The sequence below is a fragment of the Streptomyces sp. NPDC006733 genome (genome assembly GCF_040636125.1).
Lineage (GTDB): Bacteria > Actinomycetota > Actinomycetes > Streptomycetales > Streptomycetaceae > Actinacidiphila.
This window is the reverse complement of sequence record NZ_JBEYJD010000022.1, coordinates 79,089-96,324: the sequence shown is the minus strand read 5'-3', so window position 1 is coordinate 96,324 and position 17,236 is coordinate 79,089. Positions and strand designations below refer to the sequence as shown.

At 73.5% G+C, this 17,236-nt stretch carries 15 protein-coding genes; 12 read left to right on the top strand and 3 right to left on the bottom strand.

Annotated elements, in window-relative coordinates; genetic code table 11:
• The first annotated feature begins 19 nt into the window (after positions 1-19).
• The 3 genes from ABZ721_RS20770 to ABZ721_RS20760 all read left to right on the top strand — a co-directional run bounded on the left by ABZ721_RS20770 (position 20) and on the right by ABZ721_RS20760 (position 5,014).
• Entirely contained in the window at positions 20-1,675 is a 1,656-nt protein-coding gene (locus ABZ721_RS20770; RefSeq protein ID WP_358790106.1) for a glycosyltransferase family 39 protein, read from the top strand.
• A 278-nt stretch (positions 1,676-1,953) separates the two neighbouring features.
• Entirely contained in the window at positions 1,954-3,774 is a 1,821-nt protein-coding gene (locus ABZ721_RS20765) for an MFS transporter (protein ID WP_358790105.1), read from the top strand.
• A 52-nt stretch (positions 3,775-3,826) separates the two neighbouring features.
• A complete protein-coding gene (locus ABZ721_RS20760) occupies positions 3,827-5,014 on the top strand; it encodes an acyl-CoA dehydrogenase family protein (RefSeq protein ID WP_358790104.1) in 1,188 nt (395 codons plus the stop codon).
• Between the two features lie 44 nt (positions 5,015-5,058).
• On the opposite strand, the gene ABZ721_RS20755 is transcribed toward ABZ721_RS20760, so the two are convergent.
• Positions 5,059-5,829, bottom strand: a complete 771-nt coding sequence (locus ABZ721_RS20755; RefSeq protein ID WP_358790103.1) for a polysaccharide deacetylase family protein — start codon at positions 5,827-5,829, stop codon at positions 5,059-5,061.
• A 265-nt stretch (positions 5,830-6,094) separates the two neighbouring features.
• Positions 6,095-6,538: a cell division protein SepF gene (locus ABZ721_RS20750; protein WP_358790102.1), complete on the bottom strand. Its 444-nt coding sequence runs from the start codon at positions 6,536-6,538 to the stop codon at positions 6,095-6,097.
• 290 nt (positions 6,539-6,828) lie between these two features.
• Here ABZ721_RS20750 and ABZ721_RS20745 point away from each other — a divergent pair, with 290 nt between their 5' ends.
• From ABZ721_RS20745 to ABZ721_RS20710, 8 genes are all read left to right on the top strand, one after another.
• Complete coding sequence (locus tag ABZ721_RS20745; protein ID WP_358790101.1) at positions 6,829-8,019, top strand: DUF5685 family protein; 1,191 nt, start codon at positions 6,829-6,831, stop codon at positions 8,017-8,019.
• 543 nt (positions 8,020-8,562) lie between these two features.
• Complete coding sequence (locus tag ABZ721_RS20740) at positions 8,563-9,522, top strand: LLM class flavin-dependent oxidoreductase (RefSeq protein WP_358790100.1); 960 nt, start codon at positions 8,563-8,565, stop codon at positions 9,520-9,522.
• A gap of 141 nt (positions 9,523-9,663) precedes the next feature.
• Positions 9,664-10,401, top strand: a complete 738-nt coding sequence (locus ABZ721_RS20735; RefSeq protein ID WP_358790099.1) for a DUF1684 domain-containing protein — start codon at positions 9,664-9,666, stop codon at positions 10,399-10,401.
• A gap of 225 nt (positions 10,402-10,626) precedes the next feature.
• Complete coding sequence (locus ABZ721_RS20730; protein ID WP_358790098.1) at positions 10,627-11,655, top strand: S1 family peptidase; 1,029 nt, start codon at positions 10,627-10,629, stop codon at positions 11,653-11,655.
• A gap of 216 nt (positions 11,656-11,871) precedes the next feature.
• Positions 11,872-12,849: a YafY family protein gene (locus tag ABZ721_RS20725; protein WP_358790097.1), complete on the top strand. Its 978-nt coding sequence runs from the start codon at positions 11,872-11,874 to the stop codon at positions 12,847-12,849.
• 188 nt (positions 12,850-13,037) lie between these two features.
• Positions 13,038-13,967 carry an SPFH domain-containing protein gene (locus ABZ721_RS20720; protein WP_358790096.1) on the top strand — a complete coding sequence of 310 codons (930 nt, stop codon included), beginning with the start codon at positions 13,038-13,040 and terminating at the stop codon, positions 13,965-13,967.
• A gap of 107 nt (positions 13,968-14,074) precedes the next feature.
• A complete protein-coding gene (locus ABZ721_RS20715) occupies positions 14,075-15,313 on the top strand; it encodes an MFS transporter (protein WP_358790095.1) in 1,239 nt (412 codons plus the stop codon).
• Positions 15,314-15,422: 109 nt separating this feature from the next.
• Entirely contained in the window at positions 15,423-16,283 is an 861-nt protein-coding gene (locus tag ABZ721_RS20710; RefSeq protein ID WP_358790094.1) for an alpha/beta fold hydrolase, read from the top strand.
• On the opposite strand, the gene ABZ721_RS20705 is transcribed toward ABZ721_RS20710, so the two are convergent.
• The gene (locus tag ABZ721_RS20705) at positions 16,276-16,650 is read right to left on the bottom strand and encodes a cupin domain-containing protein (RefSeq protein ID WP_358790093.1); all 375 of its coding nucleotides are present in this window, start codon (positions 16,648-16,650) and stop codon (positions 16,276-16,278) included. The two genes, ABZ721_RS20710 and ABZ721_RS20705, sit on opposite strands and share 8 nt — an antisense overlap.
• A gap of 85 nt (positions 16,651-16,735) precedes the next feature.
• On the opposite strand from ABZ721_RS20705, the gene ABZ721_RS20700 reads away from it, so the two are divergent.
• Positions 16,736-17,182 carry a MarR family winged helix-turn-helix transcriptional regulator gene (locus tag ABZ721_RS20700; RefSeq protein ID WP_358790092.1) on the top strand — a complete coding sequence of 149 codons (447 nt, stop codon included), beginning with the start codon at positions 16,736-16,738 and terminating at the stop codon, positions 17,180-17,182.
• Positions 17,183-17,236 lie beyond the last annotated feature (54 nt).

The following is a 17,236-nucleotide window of genomic DNA, read 5'->3' as shown; positions in this document are numbered from 1 at the left end:
CGAACCTGAGGAGCATGCCGTGGTCCGCCCCGGGAGGCAGCCGGCGCTCGTCGTCGCCTGCGTGTTCACCGCGGCGGCGGTCGTCCAGCAGATCCTGCTGGCCGTCGGTGTCGGCGGCCCGCTGCCCGGATGGCAGCCCCTTCCGTTCCTCCTGGCCGCCGCTCCCGCGTGGCTGCTGGCCCGTCCCTGGGCGACGGCCGGGCGCAGACCGCCCTACGTCCTGTCCCGGATCGCCGTCCAGCTGCGCCGCGTCCCGTCCTGGGCGCCGCCGGCCGCCGTGCTCGCGACGGCCGCCGCGGTCTGGGCGGCGCTGCAGGACCAGGAGCCGTACCTGGGGCACGAGGAGGCGGTCTATGCCGACAAGGCGCGGTCCTGGGCGGACGGCACCCCGGACGCCGGCTGGGGCACCTACCGGCCGATCGGCCTGCCGGTGCTGGGCCGGATCGCGCTGGGCCTGAGCGACACGGTCGGCGCCGTCAGGGCGGTGGCGCTCGTCCTGGCGCTCTTCACCCTCACCGTCACCTACCTCGTCGCCGCCCGCTGGACGACCCCGCACCGGGCGGCCGTCGCGGCGCTGCTGGTCCTGGGCGGGCTCGGCTTCCTGCGCCGGGTGCCCGAGTTCCTCAACGACATCGGCTCCACCGGCCTGCTGCTGATCGTGGTGTACCTGCTGACGCGGGCGCAGGAGAAGCCGTCCTCGCGCGCCCTGCTCTGGGTGCCGCCCTTCGCGCTGGCCGCGTTCTACCTGCGCTACGGGGTCGCCGGGAACCTCGTCGCGATCGCGATCGCCGCCGTCGCCGCCTACGGGCCGCGCGCCTGGCTGGCGCAGCGCCGCCGGCTGGCCGTCGCGGCGGCCGTCTTCCTCGCGGGCCTGGTGCCGCACTTCGTGTACGCGACGAAGGTGGCCGGCTGGCCGCTGGGGCTGGTCTTCTCCGCGACCTCGCACGCCAACCGCGCCTACGTGGGCGACGGGTTCGTCTACTACCTCGGCATCTTCCCGTACCGGCTGGCCGGCGACCTCGGCGCGGTGGTGATGGCGGCCGGGCTCTACGCGGCCGGCGCCGCCCTGCGCCGGCGCCGGAGCGCCGGGGCCGAGGGCGGCACGGCCCGCCGGAAGGTCTTCCTCGGGTCGACGGCCGTGCTCGTCATGCTCCTGCTGGGGGTGGCCACCGACGGAGAGCCGCGCTTCGTCTACCTGTCGGTGGTGCTGCTCACCATCCTCGGCGTGCAGGCTCTCGCCGACCTGACCGGACGCTGGTCCGCGCAGGTGCTGACCGCCGTGGCGCTGCTCGCGGCCGTCACCGTCCCGGCGACCGCCATGTCGGTGGCGCACGGGGCGATGCCCGCGCCGAACGCGGAGCGCGAGTCGACGATCCCGGTGGCGGAACGGCTCTCCTCGGACCGCCCCTGCCTGCTGGTCACCGGGTACGAGCCGGAGATGGGCTGGTACTCGGGGTGCGACGCGATCACCTACGCCCAGGCCCGGGAGGCCGGCTTCGCGGCGGGGACCGGCGTCCCGGCGGGCACCGAGGTGAGCTTCGTCCTCTTCCGGCACGGCCGGCTGCAGCCGGGCGCCGCCGCGCTGCGCGAACTCATCGCCGGCCGCCCCACCACCACCCGCACCATCCGCACCACCGGCTCGCTGGGCACCGCCACCGTCGTCACGCTGCGCTGACCCCCGCGCACACCCGCCCCGGCACCTGTCCCTGCACCGCCCCGGCACCCGTCCGGTGTCCATCCCGAGCCCATCCGGAGCCCGTTCGTCCAGGCCAGGCACGGCCCCCGCGCCCGCACCCCGGAGCGGATCATTCCGTCAAGGTGAGGTGGGCCACTCGACGAGACCTCCACCTGGCGTACTCTGTCGTCTCACTCGCCTTCACCACCGGTCAACCGGAATGGTGTAGCGACGTCCAGTTCCGAGGTAGTGAGAGCACCCCGCTGGGAGGTACGCAGATGGCTGGGACGACAACGGTCGGCTCGGCGAGACCGGTGCCGGCAGCCGTCCCACCGCACCAGCGTCCCGCCGGGCGCTGGACCGTCCTGGTGGTGCTGTGCGTGAGCCTGCTGCTCGTCGCACTGGACGCGACCGTCCTGCACGTCGCGGTCCCCGCCCTCACCGAGGACCTGCACCCCGGCGCGATACAGCTGCTGTGGATCGTCGACGCCTATCCGCTCGTCGCCGCGTCGCTGCTCATCCTCTTCGGCACCCTCGGCGACCGCGTCGGACGCCGCCGGATCCTGCTGATCGGCTACGGGCTCTTCGGCCTCGCCTCCGCCCTCGCCGCCTTCGCCACCGGTGCGCACGTGCTCATCGCGGCCCGCGCGCTGCTCGGGGTCGGCGGCGCCATGATCATGCCGGCCACGCTGTCGATCCTGCGCCAGGTCTTCCCCGACCGCCGCGAGCGCGCGGTCGCCATCGGCGTGTGGAGCGCCGTCGCCGCCGTGGGCGCCGCGATCGGGCCGGTGCTCGGCGGCTTCCTCGTCGAGCACTTCTGGTGGGGCTCGGTCTTCCTCATCAACATCCCGCTGATGGCCGTGATCCTGCCGGTCGCGCGGTGGCTGCTGCCCGAGTCCCGGGGCGAGGGCTGCGGCCCGTGGGACGTGCTCGGCGCGCTCATGGCGGCGTTCGGCGTCCTCGGCGTGGTCCTCGGGGTCAAGCGCCTCGGCGGAGGCGCGAGCCTGCTCGACCCCGGCGCGCTCGGGCCCGTCGTGGTCGGCGCGGTGCTGCTGGTGCTCTTCGTGCGCCGCCAGAAGCGCCGCGAGCACCCCCTCATAGACGTCGGCATGTTCTCCCGCCCGACCTTCAGCACCTCGGTCGGCTGCATCGTCCTGGCCATGCTCGCCCTCGTCGGCCTGGAACTGATCGCCGTGCAGTACCTGCAACTGGTACTCGGCCTCAGCCCCTTCGCGACCGGGCTGCGCCTGCTGCCGCTGACCTTCGCCGCGATGGCCGCCGGGCTGTGCGGCTCGCGTCTGCTGCACCGGTTCGGGCCCCGCGCCATGGTCGGCACCGGGTTCGTGCTCACCGCCGTCGCCGTGCTGTCCCTGACGCTGATGGGGCAGACCGACCGGCCGATGCTGCTCACCGGCGCCTTCGTCCTGCTCGGATTCGGCCTGGAGACCACGATCTTCGGGGCGTACGAGTCCATGCTCAGCGAAGCGCCCGCCGCCCAGGCGGGCGGCGCCGCGGCCATCGGCGAGACCTCCTACCAACTCGGCGCGGGCATGGGCATCGCGCTGCTCGGCAGCGTGATGAACGCGGCGTACGGTCCGGGCGTCGCGCACGTCGCCGGGGTGCCGTCCGCCGAGAGCGCCGCCGCCGCGAACTCGCTCGGGGAGGCGTACGACGTCTCCGGCCGGCTCGGCGGCCCGGCGGGCGCCGCGCTGCGGCAGGCCGCCCGGCACTCCTTCGTGACCGGGCTGCACATCACGCTCGTCGTCAGCGCGGGGCTGCTCCTGCTGGGCGCGCTCGCCGCGCTCCGGCTGCCGCGGGTGATGGACTGCGGCGCCCTCCTGGCGTGCGCGGAGGAAGCCGCGCCCCCCGCCGACGAGCACCGGCCGTCCCTCACCAAGCAGCCGGAGCACCCGGAGCGTCCCGCGCACCCGGAGCACGCAGCACAGGCCGCGCACCCGGAGCACACCGCGCACCCCGAGCAGGCCGCGCACCCCGACCGCCACCCGCTGCCCGCCCAGCACCACGCGCCGGAAGCCGAACGACTGGTGTCCGCGGGCGAACAGCAGACGGGTCTTTACGTGGCGGGTGCACGCACGTAGCGTCGTCCCCGACCTTTGTAGATCACCCTCGGAGCTCACCCAGGAGACCGCCATGTCCGGGAGCGCGCTGCCGCCGTTCGACCCGTACGACCCGCTCGGGATCGACGATCTGCTCAGCGACGAGGACCGCGCCGTCCGCGCGACCGTCAGGAACTGGGCCGCGGACCGCGTCCTGCCGCACGTGGCCGAGTGGTACGAGGCCGGCGAGCTGCCCGCCATCCGCGAACTCGCCCGCGAGCTGGGCTCGATCGGCGCGCTGGGCATGTCCCTCACCGGCTACGGTTGCGCGGGCGCCAGCGCCGTCCAGTACGGCCTGGCCTGCCTGGAACTGGAGGCGGCCGACTCCGGGATCCGCTCCCTCGTCTCCGTGCAGGGATCGCTGGCGATGTACGCCATCCACCGCTTCGGCTCCGAGGAGCAGCGCCAGGAGTGGCTGCCGCGGATGGCCTCCGGCGAGGTCATCGGCTGCTTCGGGCTCACCGAGCCCGACCACGGCTCCGACCCGGCCGGGATGCGCACCCACGCCAAGCGCGACGGCACCGACTGGGTGCTCAACGGCCGCAAGATGTGGATCACCAACGGCTCGGTGGCAGGGGTCGCGGTGGTCTGGGCCCGCACCGACGACGGCATCCGCGGCTTCGTCGTCCCCACCGACGCCCCCGGCTTCTCCGCGCCGGAGATCAAGCACAAGTGGAGCCTGCGCGCCTCGGTCACCAGCGAACTCGTCCTGGACGACGTGCGGCTGCCCGCCGACGCGGTGCTGCCCGAGGGAGCGGGGCTCAAGGGTCCGCTCAGCTGTCTGAACCACGCGCGCTACGGCATCGTCTGGGGCGCGATGGGCGCGGCCCGCAGCAGCTTCGAGTCGGCGCGGGAGTACGCGAAGACCCGCGAGCAGTTCGGCCGGCCCATCGGCGGCTTCCAGCTCACCCAGGCCAAACTCGCCGACATGGCGCTGGAACTGCACAAGGGCATCCTGCTCGCCCACCACCTGGGCACGCGAATGGACGCCGGGCGGCTGCGCCCGGAGCAGGTCAGCTTCGGCAAGCTCAACAACGTGCGCGAGGCGATCGAGATCTGCCGCACCGCCCGCACCATCCTCGGCGCCAACGGCATCTCGCTGGAGTACCCGGTGATGCGGCACGCGACCAACCTGGAGTCGGTGCTCACCTACGAGGGCACCGTGGAGATGCACCAGCTGGTCCTGGGCAAGGCGCTCACCGGACTCGACGCCTTCCGCTGAGGTGAGCCGCCCGGCCCAGCGGGCGGGTACCCCCCTTTCCCGTCCTAACGCGGCGGATGGGCGTCCGGGGTGGTGAACGAGTAGCCGGCGTCGATCAGCTCGGGCAGGTAGCTCCGCAGCGCGGCGACCGTCTGCGAGCGGTCGCCGCCGCTGCCGGGCGCGGGGTTGTCGTCGCCGCCCTCGGTGCCGTCGTGGTTGAGCACGATGGACCCGGTGGCCGCACCGGCGAGGACCCGGTCGGCGATGGTGCCGGCGCCGGGGTTGGCCCAGTCCGACGGGTCCACCGACCAGGAGATCGGGCGGAGCCCGAGGTCGGCGCAGACGGTCAGGGCGGCGTCCGCGAAGTCGCCGTACGGGGCACGGAACAGCACCGGCGTCCGCCCGCCGACCTTCGCGACGGCGTCCTGGGTGCGCTGGATCTGGCCGCGCACGTCCGCGGCGGACAGCTCACCGAGATGAGGGTGGGACCAGCTGTGGTTCCCCACCGCGTGCCCCTCCGCGACGATGCGGCGCACGACGTCCGGGTACAGCCCGACGTTGTCGCCGCAGACGAAGAACGTCGCGCGGACGCCGTACGCGCGGAGGACGTCCAGCACCTGCGGCGTGTACTGCGGGCTGGGGCCGTCGTCGAAGGTGAGGGCCATCACCATGGGGCCGGCAACGACCTCGCGCTCGGGCGTGGGGAGCCGCCGGGCCCGCGCGGCGGCCGGCGTCGCCCCCGCGGCACCGAGACCGAGCAGCGCGGTGGCGCCGACGGCGAGGAAGTGGCCGGCGGGGCAGTGGACGGGACGTCTCTGTCTCTGGCATGTGATCATCCTGCGCGGGCGGCGGCCCGGCTCGACGGCGGACGCGCCGGTGGCGTCACGGAGCCGGAAAGGGCACGCGCCAGGGCGCAGGCCGCCGGAGGCAGCCGCACCGCAGGGCCGCCTGGGTGCCGTCCGAGGATGACCGAGGACGACTACCGACGACTGTTGGCGACGGCTCCCAGGCTGCTCACAGCGTTGTCCATACCGTGCTTCCGTGGTGCTGAGCGTGCTGGACCAGTTCCGAGCGTGGCGGATCAGGTCCGAGCGTGGCGGATCAGTTCTGGTTGAAGAAGCCGTCCGCGCCGCGCTTGGACTCGGCGTTGAGGACCATGTAGTCGGCGGGGGTCAGCAGGAACACACGGGTGGCGATGCGCTCGATCGAGCCGCGCAGCCCGAAGGTGAGACCGGCCGCGAAGTCGACGACGCGCTTGGCGTCGCTGGACTCCATGCCCGTGAGGTTGACGATCACCGGGACGCCCTTGCGGAAGAGCTCGCCGATGCCGCGGGCGTCGCGGAAGCCGTCCGGGGTCACGGTCGCGATCTGCCGGCCCTGATCCTCGGCCGTCTCGCTCGCCACCTGCACCCTGGGGTCGGTCACCCAGGCGTCGCCGCGCTCGGACCCCTCGCCGTAGTCGGCGTACTCCTCGTCGTAGTAGCTTTCGTCGCCGTTGTCGTCGACGAGGCCCAGCCAGGCACTCGCTCGTCGAACCGAACCCATGGACGCCTCCTTTCACACACGGTCGATATCGCCCGTACCCCTATGGTCGTCCATGATGCCGATGATGCGCCAAGCGGATAGCCGCCACCCAGGGGACTTGTGACGGTACTGGTGCACAAGATAGGTGTCGGGGAGTCAGGTAGCCATAGGCGTACGGAAGGTGACGAAGTGCTGGGAGCGCTCCCCTCTTCCGGGTGACGGGCCGCGTCCGTACGGCGGTACGCCGGTCATGAGATCGTTCCATCGGTAGCATGTCGGGCCGATCGTACGATGAAGTCGCTGGGGGAGCGTTGTTCGGAATTATCAGGCCGTGTCGCCACCGGATGTCGGAGGGACTCGCCACTTCTTGGATGGCGCACCTGTGCGGGCTGTGCCTCGCGCTGCGCGACGACCACGGGCAGCTGGCCCGGATCGCCACCAACTACGACGGCCTGATCATCTCGGCGCTCGTCGAGGCCCAGGTCCCGGGCGCGCAGACGTCCGCGAAGTGGCGCCGGACCGCCGGTCCCTGCCCGCTGCGCGGCATGCGCACCGCCCCGGTGGCGACGGGTGAGGGCGCGCGGCTGGCCGCCGCCGTCTCGCTCGTGCTGGCGTCGGCGAAGATGCGCGACCACATCGACGACCGGGACGGCGCCATGGCGCGGCGGCCGGTCGCGGCCGCGGCGCGGACCGTCGCCCGGCGCTGGGACCGGGCCGGGGCGCGGACCGGCGGCGGGGTCGGGTTCGACACGGCGGTGCTGCTGGACGCGGTGGACCGGCAGAGCGGGATCGAGGCGCTGGCCAGGACGGGCACCCCGCTGCTGACCGTCACCGAGCCGACCGAGACGGCGACCGCGGCCGCCTTCGGCCACACCGCGGTCCTCGCCGGACGGCCGGGCAACCGCGCCCCGTTGGAGGAGGCCGGCCGGCTCTTCGGACGGCTGGCGCACCTGCTGGACGCGGTCGAGGACCAGGCGGCCGACGCGGCGTCGGGCGCGTGGAACCCGCTGACGGCGACGGGCACCGGCCGCGACGAGGCGCGGCGGCTGTGCGACGACGCGGTGCACGGGGTGCGGCTGGCGCTGAAGGACGCCGAGTTCACCGACCGCCGTCTCGTGCACCTCCTGCTCGCCCACGAGCTGGGACGCTCGGTGGACCGCGCGTTCGGCGGCTCCTGCGCGCACGGAACGCAGGGGCAGCCGCAGCTGAGCGGCAATCCGTACGCCCCCGGGCAGAGCCCGTACGCGCCCGGCGGGCCGGGCTTCCCGCCGAACGGCCCGCCGCCCGAGCCGCCGCGCCAGCGGGGACTGATCGCCGGCTGCGCGGTGTGGAGCGGGCTGTGCTGCACCTGCCAGCTGTGCTGCCGGGACCACTACGAGGACCCGTGGAACGGCCGGCGCCGCGAGGGCTGGTGCTCCGACTGCGACTGCTCCTGCGATGGTTGTGACTGCTGCGATGGATGCGACTGCTGCAACTGCTGCGATTGCGGTTGTGACTGCTGAACACCATGTGACTGCTGAACACCGGAGGATCGTGGCTCTGAACGGATCGTGGCTCCGAAGGGGATGGTGCGGAGTCCTTCTCGAACTCGAAAGGTGCTGACGAGGGAGGGAGAGAAGGCGGTGTGGCGGTGTGCGCGTGCGCGTACGTGAAGGAAGACCGACCGGGCTGACGGGAGAGCTGCGGAAGAGCGGGGGCCCGAGGGGGGCGGCCGCGGCGGCGCGGTGCGCGCGAGGCGGGGCGGAGCCGGGGCCGGCCGGGCAGGCCTAAGAGGTCAGCGACAACACGAGGACGACCACACCCGACCGAAGTCGATGTGGTCGCGGGTCACCAACTGACAGCTGCGCATGCGGCCAGTGGACCAGCAGCCGTCCCCATCCGTCAACCACGCTGAGACGCGGTGCCCACCAGGTGGACACGCTTGACAGTGGGTGACGCCTGGGGATTAGCCTCGGGCAAGGTCGTGACGGCCCGGCCGCGTTGAGGGACGCGGCGTGCGTGAAGGCAACTCCCGTGCTCCTTCTGTGTGTCCACGGAGTCCTCGCATGCCCCAGACCCCTCCGACCCATCGGCCCATCCAACCGCTCCACCTCGCTTTCGCGCTCGACGGCGGCGAGCAGCACCGGGAACGGTTCGAGGTCGCCCACTACGTCGAACTCGCCCGGCTCGCCGAGATCGGCGTGCTGGACTTCGTCACGCTCGACGACGCCCCGCCGCCGGCCGACGGCGCCGCCGGACGGTTCGACGCGCTCGCCGTCCTGACCCAGGTCGCCCCCGCCACCGACCGGATCGGCCTGGTGGCGGCCGTCGCCGCCCCGCACCCCGGGCCACCCTCCGTCCCGGCCGGGATCGTGCTCCTCGACCGGATCAGCCGCGGCCGGGCCGGCTGGACGCCGCCGGCCCCGGACGCGGTGGCTTCCGGGCCGTCCGGGCCGTCCTCCGGGACCGCCTTCGCACCGCAGGACGGCCAGGACGACGCCTCCGCCGGGCTCCATGACACGGCGTCAGCCGGTACCGGGCCGACCGACGGGTGGCCGGTGATCGCGGTCGACGCGACGCTGGAGGCGCCGCGCGAGACGGCCGCGCGGCACGCCGACGTGGCGTACGTACGGGTCGGCGGACCGCACGCCGAGCGGCTGGCGTACGAGGCACGCACCGACCTGCGCCGCCGGGCGGCGGCCTACGGCCGGGACCCGGACCGGCTCACGGTCCTCGCCTCGCTCGCGGTCGAGCTGTTCGACCCGGCCGACGCCGTCGTCCTGGCCGACCTGTTCGGCGACTGGCACCGCGACGGGATCACCGACGGCTTCCACGTACGGCCCGCCGACCCGCCGCGGGACCTGGCCCGGCTGGTGAACGGGACCGTGCCCGTCCTCCAGCAGCGCGGACTGTTCCGCCGCTTCCAGCCCGGGACGACGCTGCGCGAGCACCTCGGGCTCGACCGGCCGGTGAGCCGCGCGGTGGACCGGTCCGCCGACCGTGCGGGGGGCCGTTCGGTCGGATGACCGCCGCGGGCGATCCGGACGGGCCACTTCCGGCCACCGCCCCACCCCGCGTCCGGACAGCAGCCGCCGACCGGAGGACGAGGGGCACGACGCCGCGTGATCACCCCGGCCTGCGGCGGCCGCTGTGGAAGGTTGATGACCATGAGTTCCGACACTGAGCAGGACTGGAAGAACTGGCGCGAACGGCGCGCCGAGTCGGTCGCCGCACCTTACGGGCCACTGGCCCTGACCGGCACGTACTGGCTCGCCGACACCGAGGACGGGAGGATCCCCGGACTGCCGGGGGAGTGGCGGGAGGAGGACGGCGCGGTGGTGCACCGGAACGACGGTGTCCGCGGGCGGCTGGAGCCCGAGGGCGAGCCGGTGCTCTTCGGGGAGAAGCGGATCGTGGCGATCGACCGTGAGGGCCTGCTGGCCGTCCGGATCTGGGACCCTGCCGCCGAGGCGCGGCAGGCTTTCGCGGGCATCGACGCGTTCCCCTACGACGAGCGCTGGGTGCTGCCCGCGGTCTTCCGCCCGTACCCCGAGGGCCGCGCCGTCCTGGTGCCGCACGCCGACGGCCGGGAGCGCGGGCTCGGGGTCAGCGGCGAGCTGGCGTTCACCGTGGACGGCGTCGAGCACGCCCTCGCGGTGGCGGTCGAGGAGGACGGCACCCTCTGGGGCGTCATCGCCGACGCGACCAGCGGAAGGAGCAGCTACCGCTTCCGTTTCCTGCGCACCCCGGCGCCCGCCGCCGACGGCCGGGTGGTGCTGGACCTCAACCGGACGCTGCTCCCGCCGTGCGCCTTCGCCGACGCTTTCGTGTGCCCGTTCCCGCCGCCCGGCAACACGCTGCCGTTCGCGCTGGAAGCGGGCGAGAGCCGCGTCCTCACCCGCTGAGCCGCACGGCTCGCCGAGCTGTGGTCAGCCAGGGTGTGCTCCGGTGCTCCGCCCGGCCGCACGGGCGCTTTCGCGTCGGTTCCGTGCGGCCGAAAGGCGCCCTTGTGTCTTCCGCGCGGGCTCTGAATACTCCCGTCCAGTGCTTGTCAGGGTCACGTCGAGTTCGTTAATCGGTGTCGACGCCGGGCAGGCCGAGCTGACCTCCACCCCCCACAGGAGGAATAGATGAAAATCACCCGACGCGCCGGCCTGCTCGCTGTGACGTCCGGCCTGGTGGCCGTCACCGCGCTCACGCTGCCCGCCGCCAACGCCGCCCCCACGGCCACGGCATCACCGGAGGCCGCCGCCGCGGTCGCCACGTCGCTCGGCGCCACCGCCACCGCGGGCAGCTACTACGACGCGGCGACGAAGACCACCGTCGTCAACGTCACCTCGGCCGGTGCGGCCGACGCCGTCCGGGCCGCGGGAGCGACGCCCAGGACCGTCAAGTTCAGCTCGGCCGTGCTCGACCGGGCCGGCCAGGCCGCGCAGAGCGCGGACATCGCCGGCACGGCGTGGTCCGTCGACCCGCTGGCCAACAAGCTCGACGTGAGCGTCGACAGCCGGGTCACCGCCGCCCAGCTGGCGCGGCTGACCCAGGCCACCGCGAGCTACGGCGACGCCGTGACCATCCACCGCGTGGCCGGCAAGTTCAGCAAGCTGCTCTCCGGCGGCGACGCCGTCTACACCAGCCAGTGGCGCTGCTCGGTCGGCTTCAACGTCCGCAGCGGCAGCACGTACTACTTCCTCACCGCGGGCCACTGCACCGAGGGCTTCCCGGCGTGGACCACGTCCGGCGGCACCTCCATCGGCCCGACCACCGGCAACAGCTTCCCGAACAACGACTACGGCATCGTCCGCTACAACAACACCTCGATCGCGCACCCCGGCGCCGTCGGCAGCCAGGACATCGCCAGCGCGGGCAACGCCTACGTCGGTGAGCCCGTCAAGCGCCGCGGCTCCACCACCGGCATCCACAGCGGCTCGGTGACCGGGCTCAACGCCACCGTCAACTACGGCGGCGGCGACATCGTCTACGGCATGATCAAGACCAACGTCTGCGCCGAGCCCGGCGACAGCGGCGGCTCCCTCTACAACGGCTCCATCGCGGTCGGCCTCACCTCGGGCGGCAGCGGCAACTGCTCCTCCGGCGGGACGACGTTCTTCCAGCCGGTCACCGAGGCGCTGAGCGCCTACGGGGTCAGCGTCTACTGACGCGGCCACCACCGACGGTCTGCTGACGCGTCACCATCGACCCTGGGGACGGACTGCAGTGGACAGAAGCGGAGCCCCCGCCGACCTGCCGGCGGGGGCTCTGCCGTGGGTGCGGACATCCCGCCCACGCGGTCGGTCGCGCGGGCGGTCGTACGGTCGTTGATGCCGTCCCCCATGCGGTCAGTAGCTGTCCGCAGTGCCTGGCAGACTGGCCGCATGTTGGAGACCTCGGCGCGGCTGCTGCGCCTGCTCTCGCTCCTGCAGTCCCGGCGGGACTGGTCAGGACCCGACCTCGCGGAGCGCCTGGACGTCACCGCGCGGACCGTGCGCCGCGACGTCGACCGGCTGCGGACCCTCGGCTATCCGGTGCACGCCGCACCGGGCACGGCCGGCGGCTACCGGCTCGGCGCGGGCGCCGCGCTGCCGCCGCTGCTCCTGGACGACGAGGAGGCCGTCGCCGTCGCGCTGTGCCTGCGCACCGGCGTGGGCGGCACCGTCGCCGGGATCGAGGAGGTCTCCGTCCGGGCGCTGTCCAAGCTGGAGCAGGTGCTCCCCTCGCGGCTGCGGCACCGCGTCCAGGCCATGCAGGCGATCACCGTGCACGCGCCGCCGCCGAACCGGGCGGCCGTCGACCAGGACGTGCTGACCGTCATCGGCGCCGCCTGCCGCGACCGCGAGCGGCTGCGCTTCGACTACAGCGACCACGGCGGCACCTCCAGCCGCCGCACGGTCGAGCCGTACCGCCTGGTCAACCACGGGCGCCGCTGGTACCTGCTCGCCTGGGACACCAGCCGCGAGGACTGGCGGACGTTCCGCGTCGACCGCATCGACCCCAAGTCCCCCAGCGGGCCGCGCTTCACCCCGCGCGAGCCACCCGAGGACGCGGCGGCGTACGTCGCCAAGGGCGTCACCACCCGGGCCTACCGCCACCAGGCGCGGATCACCCTGCACCGGTCGGCCGAGGAGGTCGCCGACTTCGGCTGGACGGGGTTCGGCACGATCGAGGCCATCGACGACACCACCTGCGAGCTGCGGACGGGCGCCGAGTCCCTGGAGGCCCTGACCGTCTTCATCGCCATGCTCGGCGCGGAGTTCGAGGTGCACGAGCCCGCCGAGCTCGCCGACCGGCTGCGCGAGGTGGCCGCCCGGATGCTGCGCGCCGCGGACCGGACGCCCCGGCCGTCCCGGAGCTGACGGCCGCCGCACAGCCGCGAACCCGGTGGCGGCCGCCGCACGGCCGCCACCCCGGTGGCCGGGGCGCCGTCGCCCCGTGCGGCCCGCGCGCCCCTGCCGTGTGCCTCCGCGCCCGTACGACCGGCGCCCGGCGGGGGTTCCGGCAGTACGCTGGACGCACTGCACGTGTATACGGCAGGGGGATCGCGATGATCGTGGAGCTGGTGTCTGCGGGCCTCGCGGGCGGGTTCGTCTACGTGGCGGCCGCGTCCCGGGTGGTGCGGCAGTACGAGCGCGGTGTCGTGCTGCGGCTGGGCCGGCTCAGATCGGAGCCCAAGGCCCCCGGGTACACGATGATCATCCCGTTCATCGACCGGCTGCGGAAGGTCAATCTGCAGATCGTGACGATGCCCGTGCCCGGGCAGGACGGCATCACCCGCGACAACGTGTCGGTCAAGGTGGACGCGGTCGTGTACTTCAAGGTCGTCAACGCCGTGGACGCCGTCATCCAGGTCGAGGACTACCGCTTCGCGGTCTCCCAGGTCGCCCAGACCTCGCTGCGCTCGATCATCGGCAAGAGCGATCTGGACGAGCTGCTGTCGAACCGGGAGAAGCTGAACGAGGGCCTGGAAGTGATGATCGACAGCCCGGCGCTGGGCTGGGGCGTGCAGATCGACCGGGTCGAGATCAAGGACGTGTCGCTGCCCGAGGCCATGAAGCGGTCGATGTCCCGGCAGGCCGAGGCGGAGCGCGAGCGCCGGGCCCGCATCATCAACGCGGACGCCGAACTGCAGGCCTCGAAGGTGCTGGCCCAGGCAGCCCTGCAGATGGAGGACAACCCCTCGGCCCTGCAACTGCGGCTGCTGCAGACGGTGGTGGCGGTCGCGGCGGAGAAGAACTCGACGCTGGTGCTGCCCTTCCCGGTCGAGCTGCTGCGCTTCCTGGAACGCGCGGCCCCTCCCGCACCGGCCGCACCCGCGCCGGCCCCTCCCGCACCGGCCGCACCGGCCACACCCGCACCGGCCCCTCCCGCACCGGCCGCACCCGCACCGGCCGTGCCTGCGCCCGCCGTGCCGGCCGCCGAGTCCGCCCCCGCCGCCCCCGTGGAGAGCAACACCCGGGCCCCCGAAGGGGAATGACCCCACCCGCACCCCGCCCTAGCCCGGCCCGCACCCCGCTCCCACCCCTCCGTGCCGCTTCGGGCTGCCCGTTGCCCCGGTGACTCCCAAGCATTAGGTTGGGAGTCATGACGGCATGGGGGGTCCTGCGCGACCGCGACGCGGGAACGTACTTGGGCGGCGTGCTGGTCTCCGGCTTCGGCAGCTCGGCGATGATGCTGGCCGCCGGTATCTGGGTGAAGTCGCTGACCGGCTCCAGCAGCCTCGCGGCGCTGGTCGGCGTCTGCCTGTGGGCCCCGACGCTGGCCGGTCCGCTGCTCGGCACGCTGGTCGACCGGGTCCGCCGCCGTCCGCTGCTGATCCTGGTCAACGCCGCGATGGCCGCCCTGCTGCCGCTGCTGCTCGCGGTGCGTACGGCGGACCTGGTCTGGATCCTGTTCGCCGTGCTCGTCCTGTACGGCACCGCGTCGGTGCTCTGCGACGCGGCCGAGGCCGCCGTCGTCACCGCCACCGTCCCCGAGGCGCTGCGCGGCGACTTCAACGGGCTGCGGATGACCGCCAACGAGGCGATGAAGCTCCTCGCCCCGCTCGCCGGCGCCGGGCTGTACGTCCGCTACGGGGGCGGCTCCGTCGCCGTGCTCGACGCCGTCACCTTCGCCCTCGCCGCGGCCGTCTTCGCGATGGTCCGGGTGCGCGAGCAGGCGCCCGCCCCGGCCGCGTCGAGCTGGCGCGAGCAGACCGCCGCCGGTATCCGCCACCTGCGCCGGCACCCCCTGCTGCGCCGTCTGGTGGCCGTCGGCTCGATCGCCATGCTGCTGTCCGCGCTCGGCAGTTCCACGATCTACGCGGTGGTCGACGCGGGCCTGCACCGTTCGCCCGCCTTCGTGGGCGTGCTGTACGCGGTGCAGGGCGCGGGCTCCGTCGCCGGGGGAGTGGTCGCGGGTGCGCTGCTGCGGCGGATGCCGGAACGGGTCTTCGCGGCCACCGGGATGCTGCTCTTCGCCCTCGGGATAGCGGCGCGTGCCACGCCGTGGGTCTCCGCCGCCCTCGCGGGCGGCGCGGCGATCGGCGTCGGGCTGCCGTGGGTGCTGATCACCGTGCTGACCGCCGTCCAGCGCGAGACGCCCGCCGAACTGATCGGCCGCGTCGCGGCCACCGCGAACACGCTCGTCTTCGCGCCCACGGCGGTGGGCGGGCTGGTGGGCGCCGGGCTCGTCGCGGTCGCCGACCACCGGCTGCTGCTCGCCGTGTTCGGCGCGGCGGGGGTGCTGACCGCGGCGTACTGCCTGCGCGGGGCTCCGGCCGTGGAGGCGGAGGGGGCCGCCGTCACGGCGGCCCCAGGTGGTCAATTCTTTACCGACGCGTAACTGGCGTGTTTTGCTACTGGCGCGTAAGTTGACGTGAACGTAACAATTTGTGATCCGGATCACAGCGTGGGTGGAGCCCCCCAACTCCCCTGACCTGCGAGGAGATCACATGAGGCTGTCCTGGAAGCGAACGCTCTCCGCTCTGGCCCTGGCCTGCGCGGTGGCGGTCGCCCCGACCGCGGCGACCGCCGCCACCGCACACTCGGCCCCCTCCAGCGGATGGAACGACTTCTCCTGCCGGCCCTCGGCCGCGCACCCCCGGCCGGTCGTGCTCGTGCACGGAACGTTCGGCAACGGCACCGACAACTGGCTCGCGTTCGCCCCCTATCTGGTGGCCCGGGGCTACTGCGTCTTCTCCTTCGACTACGGGCAGCTGCCGGGCGTCCCCTTCTTCGACGGGCTCGGCGCCGTCGCGGACTCCGCGCAGCAACTGGCGGACTTCAACGACCGGGTGCTGGCGGCCACCGGGGCGCAGAAGGCGGACCTGGTCGGCCACTCCCAGGGCGGCATGATGCCGCGCTGGTACCTCAAGTTCCTCGGCGGGGCGTCGAAGGTGAACGCGCTGGTCGGCCTGGCCCCCGACAACCACGGAACCACCCTCGACGGCCTCGCCGGCCTGCTCCCGTACTTCCCGGGGGCGGCGGACGCCATCCACTCCGTCACTCCGGGGCTCGCCGACCAGGTCGCCGGATCGGCCTTCATGCAGGCCCTCAACGCCGGCGGCGACACCGTCCCCGGCGTGCGCTACACCGTCATCGCGACCCGGTACGACGAGGTCGTCACGCCGTACGCGTCGCAGTTCCTCTCCGGCCCCGACGTGCGCAACGTGCTGCTGCAGGACCTCTGCGCGGTGGACCTCTCCGAGCACGTCCTGATCGGACTGACCGACCGGATCGCCTTCCACGAGGCGGCCAACGCCCTCGATCCCGCCCACGCGACCCGGACGACCTGCCTCTCCGCGCTCAGCTGACCCAGGGCGGCGAGATGCGGGTGCCGTCGGCGAGTTCGGCCTCCAGGCCGACGCTGGTGGTGACCCACATGGCGGCCGGTTCCTCCGTGGGGTTGCTGACGCCCAGGGAGGAGCCGGCGGGCGCGACCGCGGCGTCGCCGGGCCGCAGGGTGGAGACCTCGCCGTCGATGCTGAACCGCAGCGTGCCGCTCAGCACGAGGAAGACCTCCTCGCGGGTGATGGTGTGGGCCGGTCCGGCGGTGCCGCCGGGTATCTCGCCGCGCCAGGCGCACAGCTCCTTGCTGCCGTGGGCGGGGAGGATGTACGAGACGAAACGGACGCCGTGCATCTCGTGGACGACGGCTTCGGCGGCGGGGACAAAAGGCATACGGAAACTCCAGATCGTCAAGTCGCTTGAGCAAGTTGCTTGTCTATATAGTCAAGTGGCTTGCCTAGTGTGTCAAGCTGCTCCCGTGAACAACGCTGACGCCATGAGCCTGACCGCGACCCTGCTGGCCGCGGCCGGCGGTCTCACCGCCGTGATCCACGACGGTGTCGTCGCGCGCGGCTTCGACGACCTCCGGCCCGCCCACGGCTTCGCCTTCGCCCGCCTCGCGCCGGGCGACGCGACCGCCGCGGACCTGGCGGAGCACCTCGGCGTCACCCGCCAGGCGGCGAGCCAGATGGTCGAGGACCTGGTCCGCAAGGGATACGTGGAGCGCCGTCCGCACCCGGACGACGCCCGCGCCCGGCTCGTCGTGCTCACCGACCGCGGCTGGGCCTGCACCCGCGCCGCGGAGGAGGCGGCCGCCGAGGCCGTACGCCCCTGGGCGGACCTCCTCGGCGAGCGCCGGCTGCGGGCCCTGCGGGACGATCTGGCCCGGCTGGCGCCGGGCGGCCCGATCCGGCCCAACTGGTAGCCGCCCGGCCCCGGAAACGCCAAGGTGCCACTGCCCGTGGGGTGGCAGCGGCAC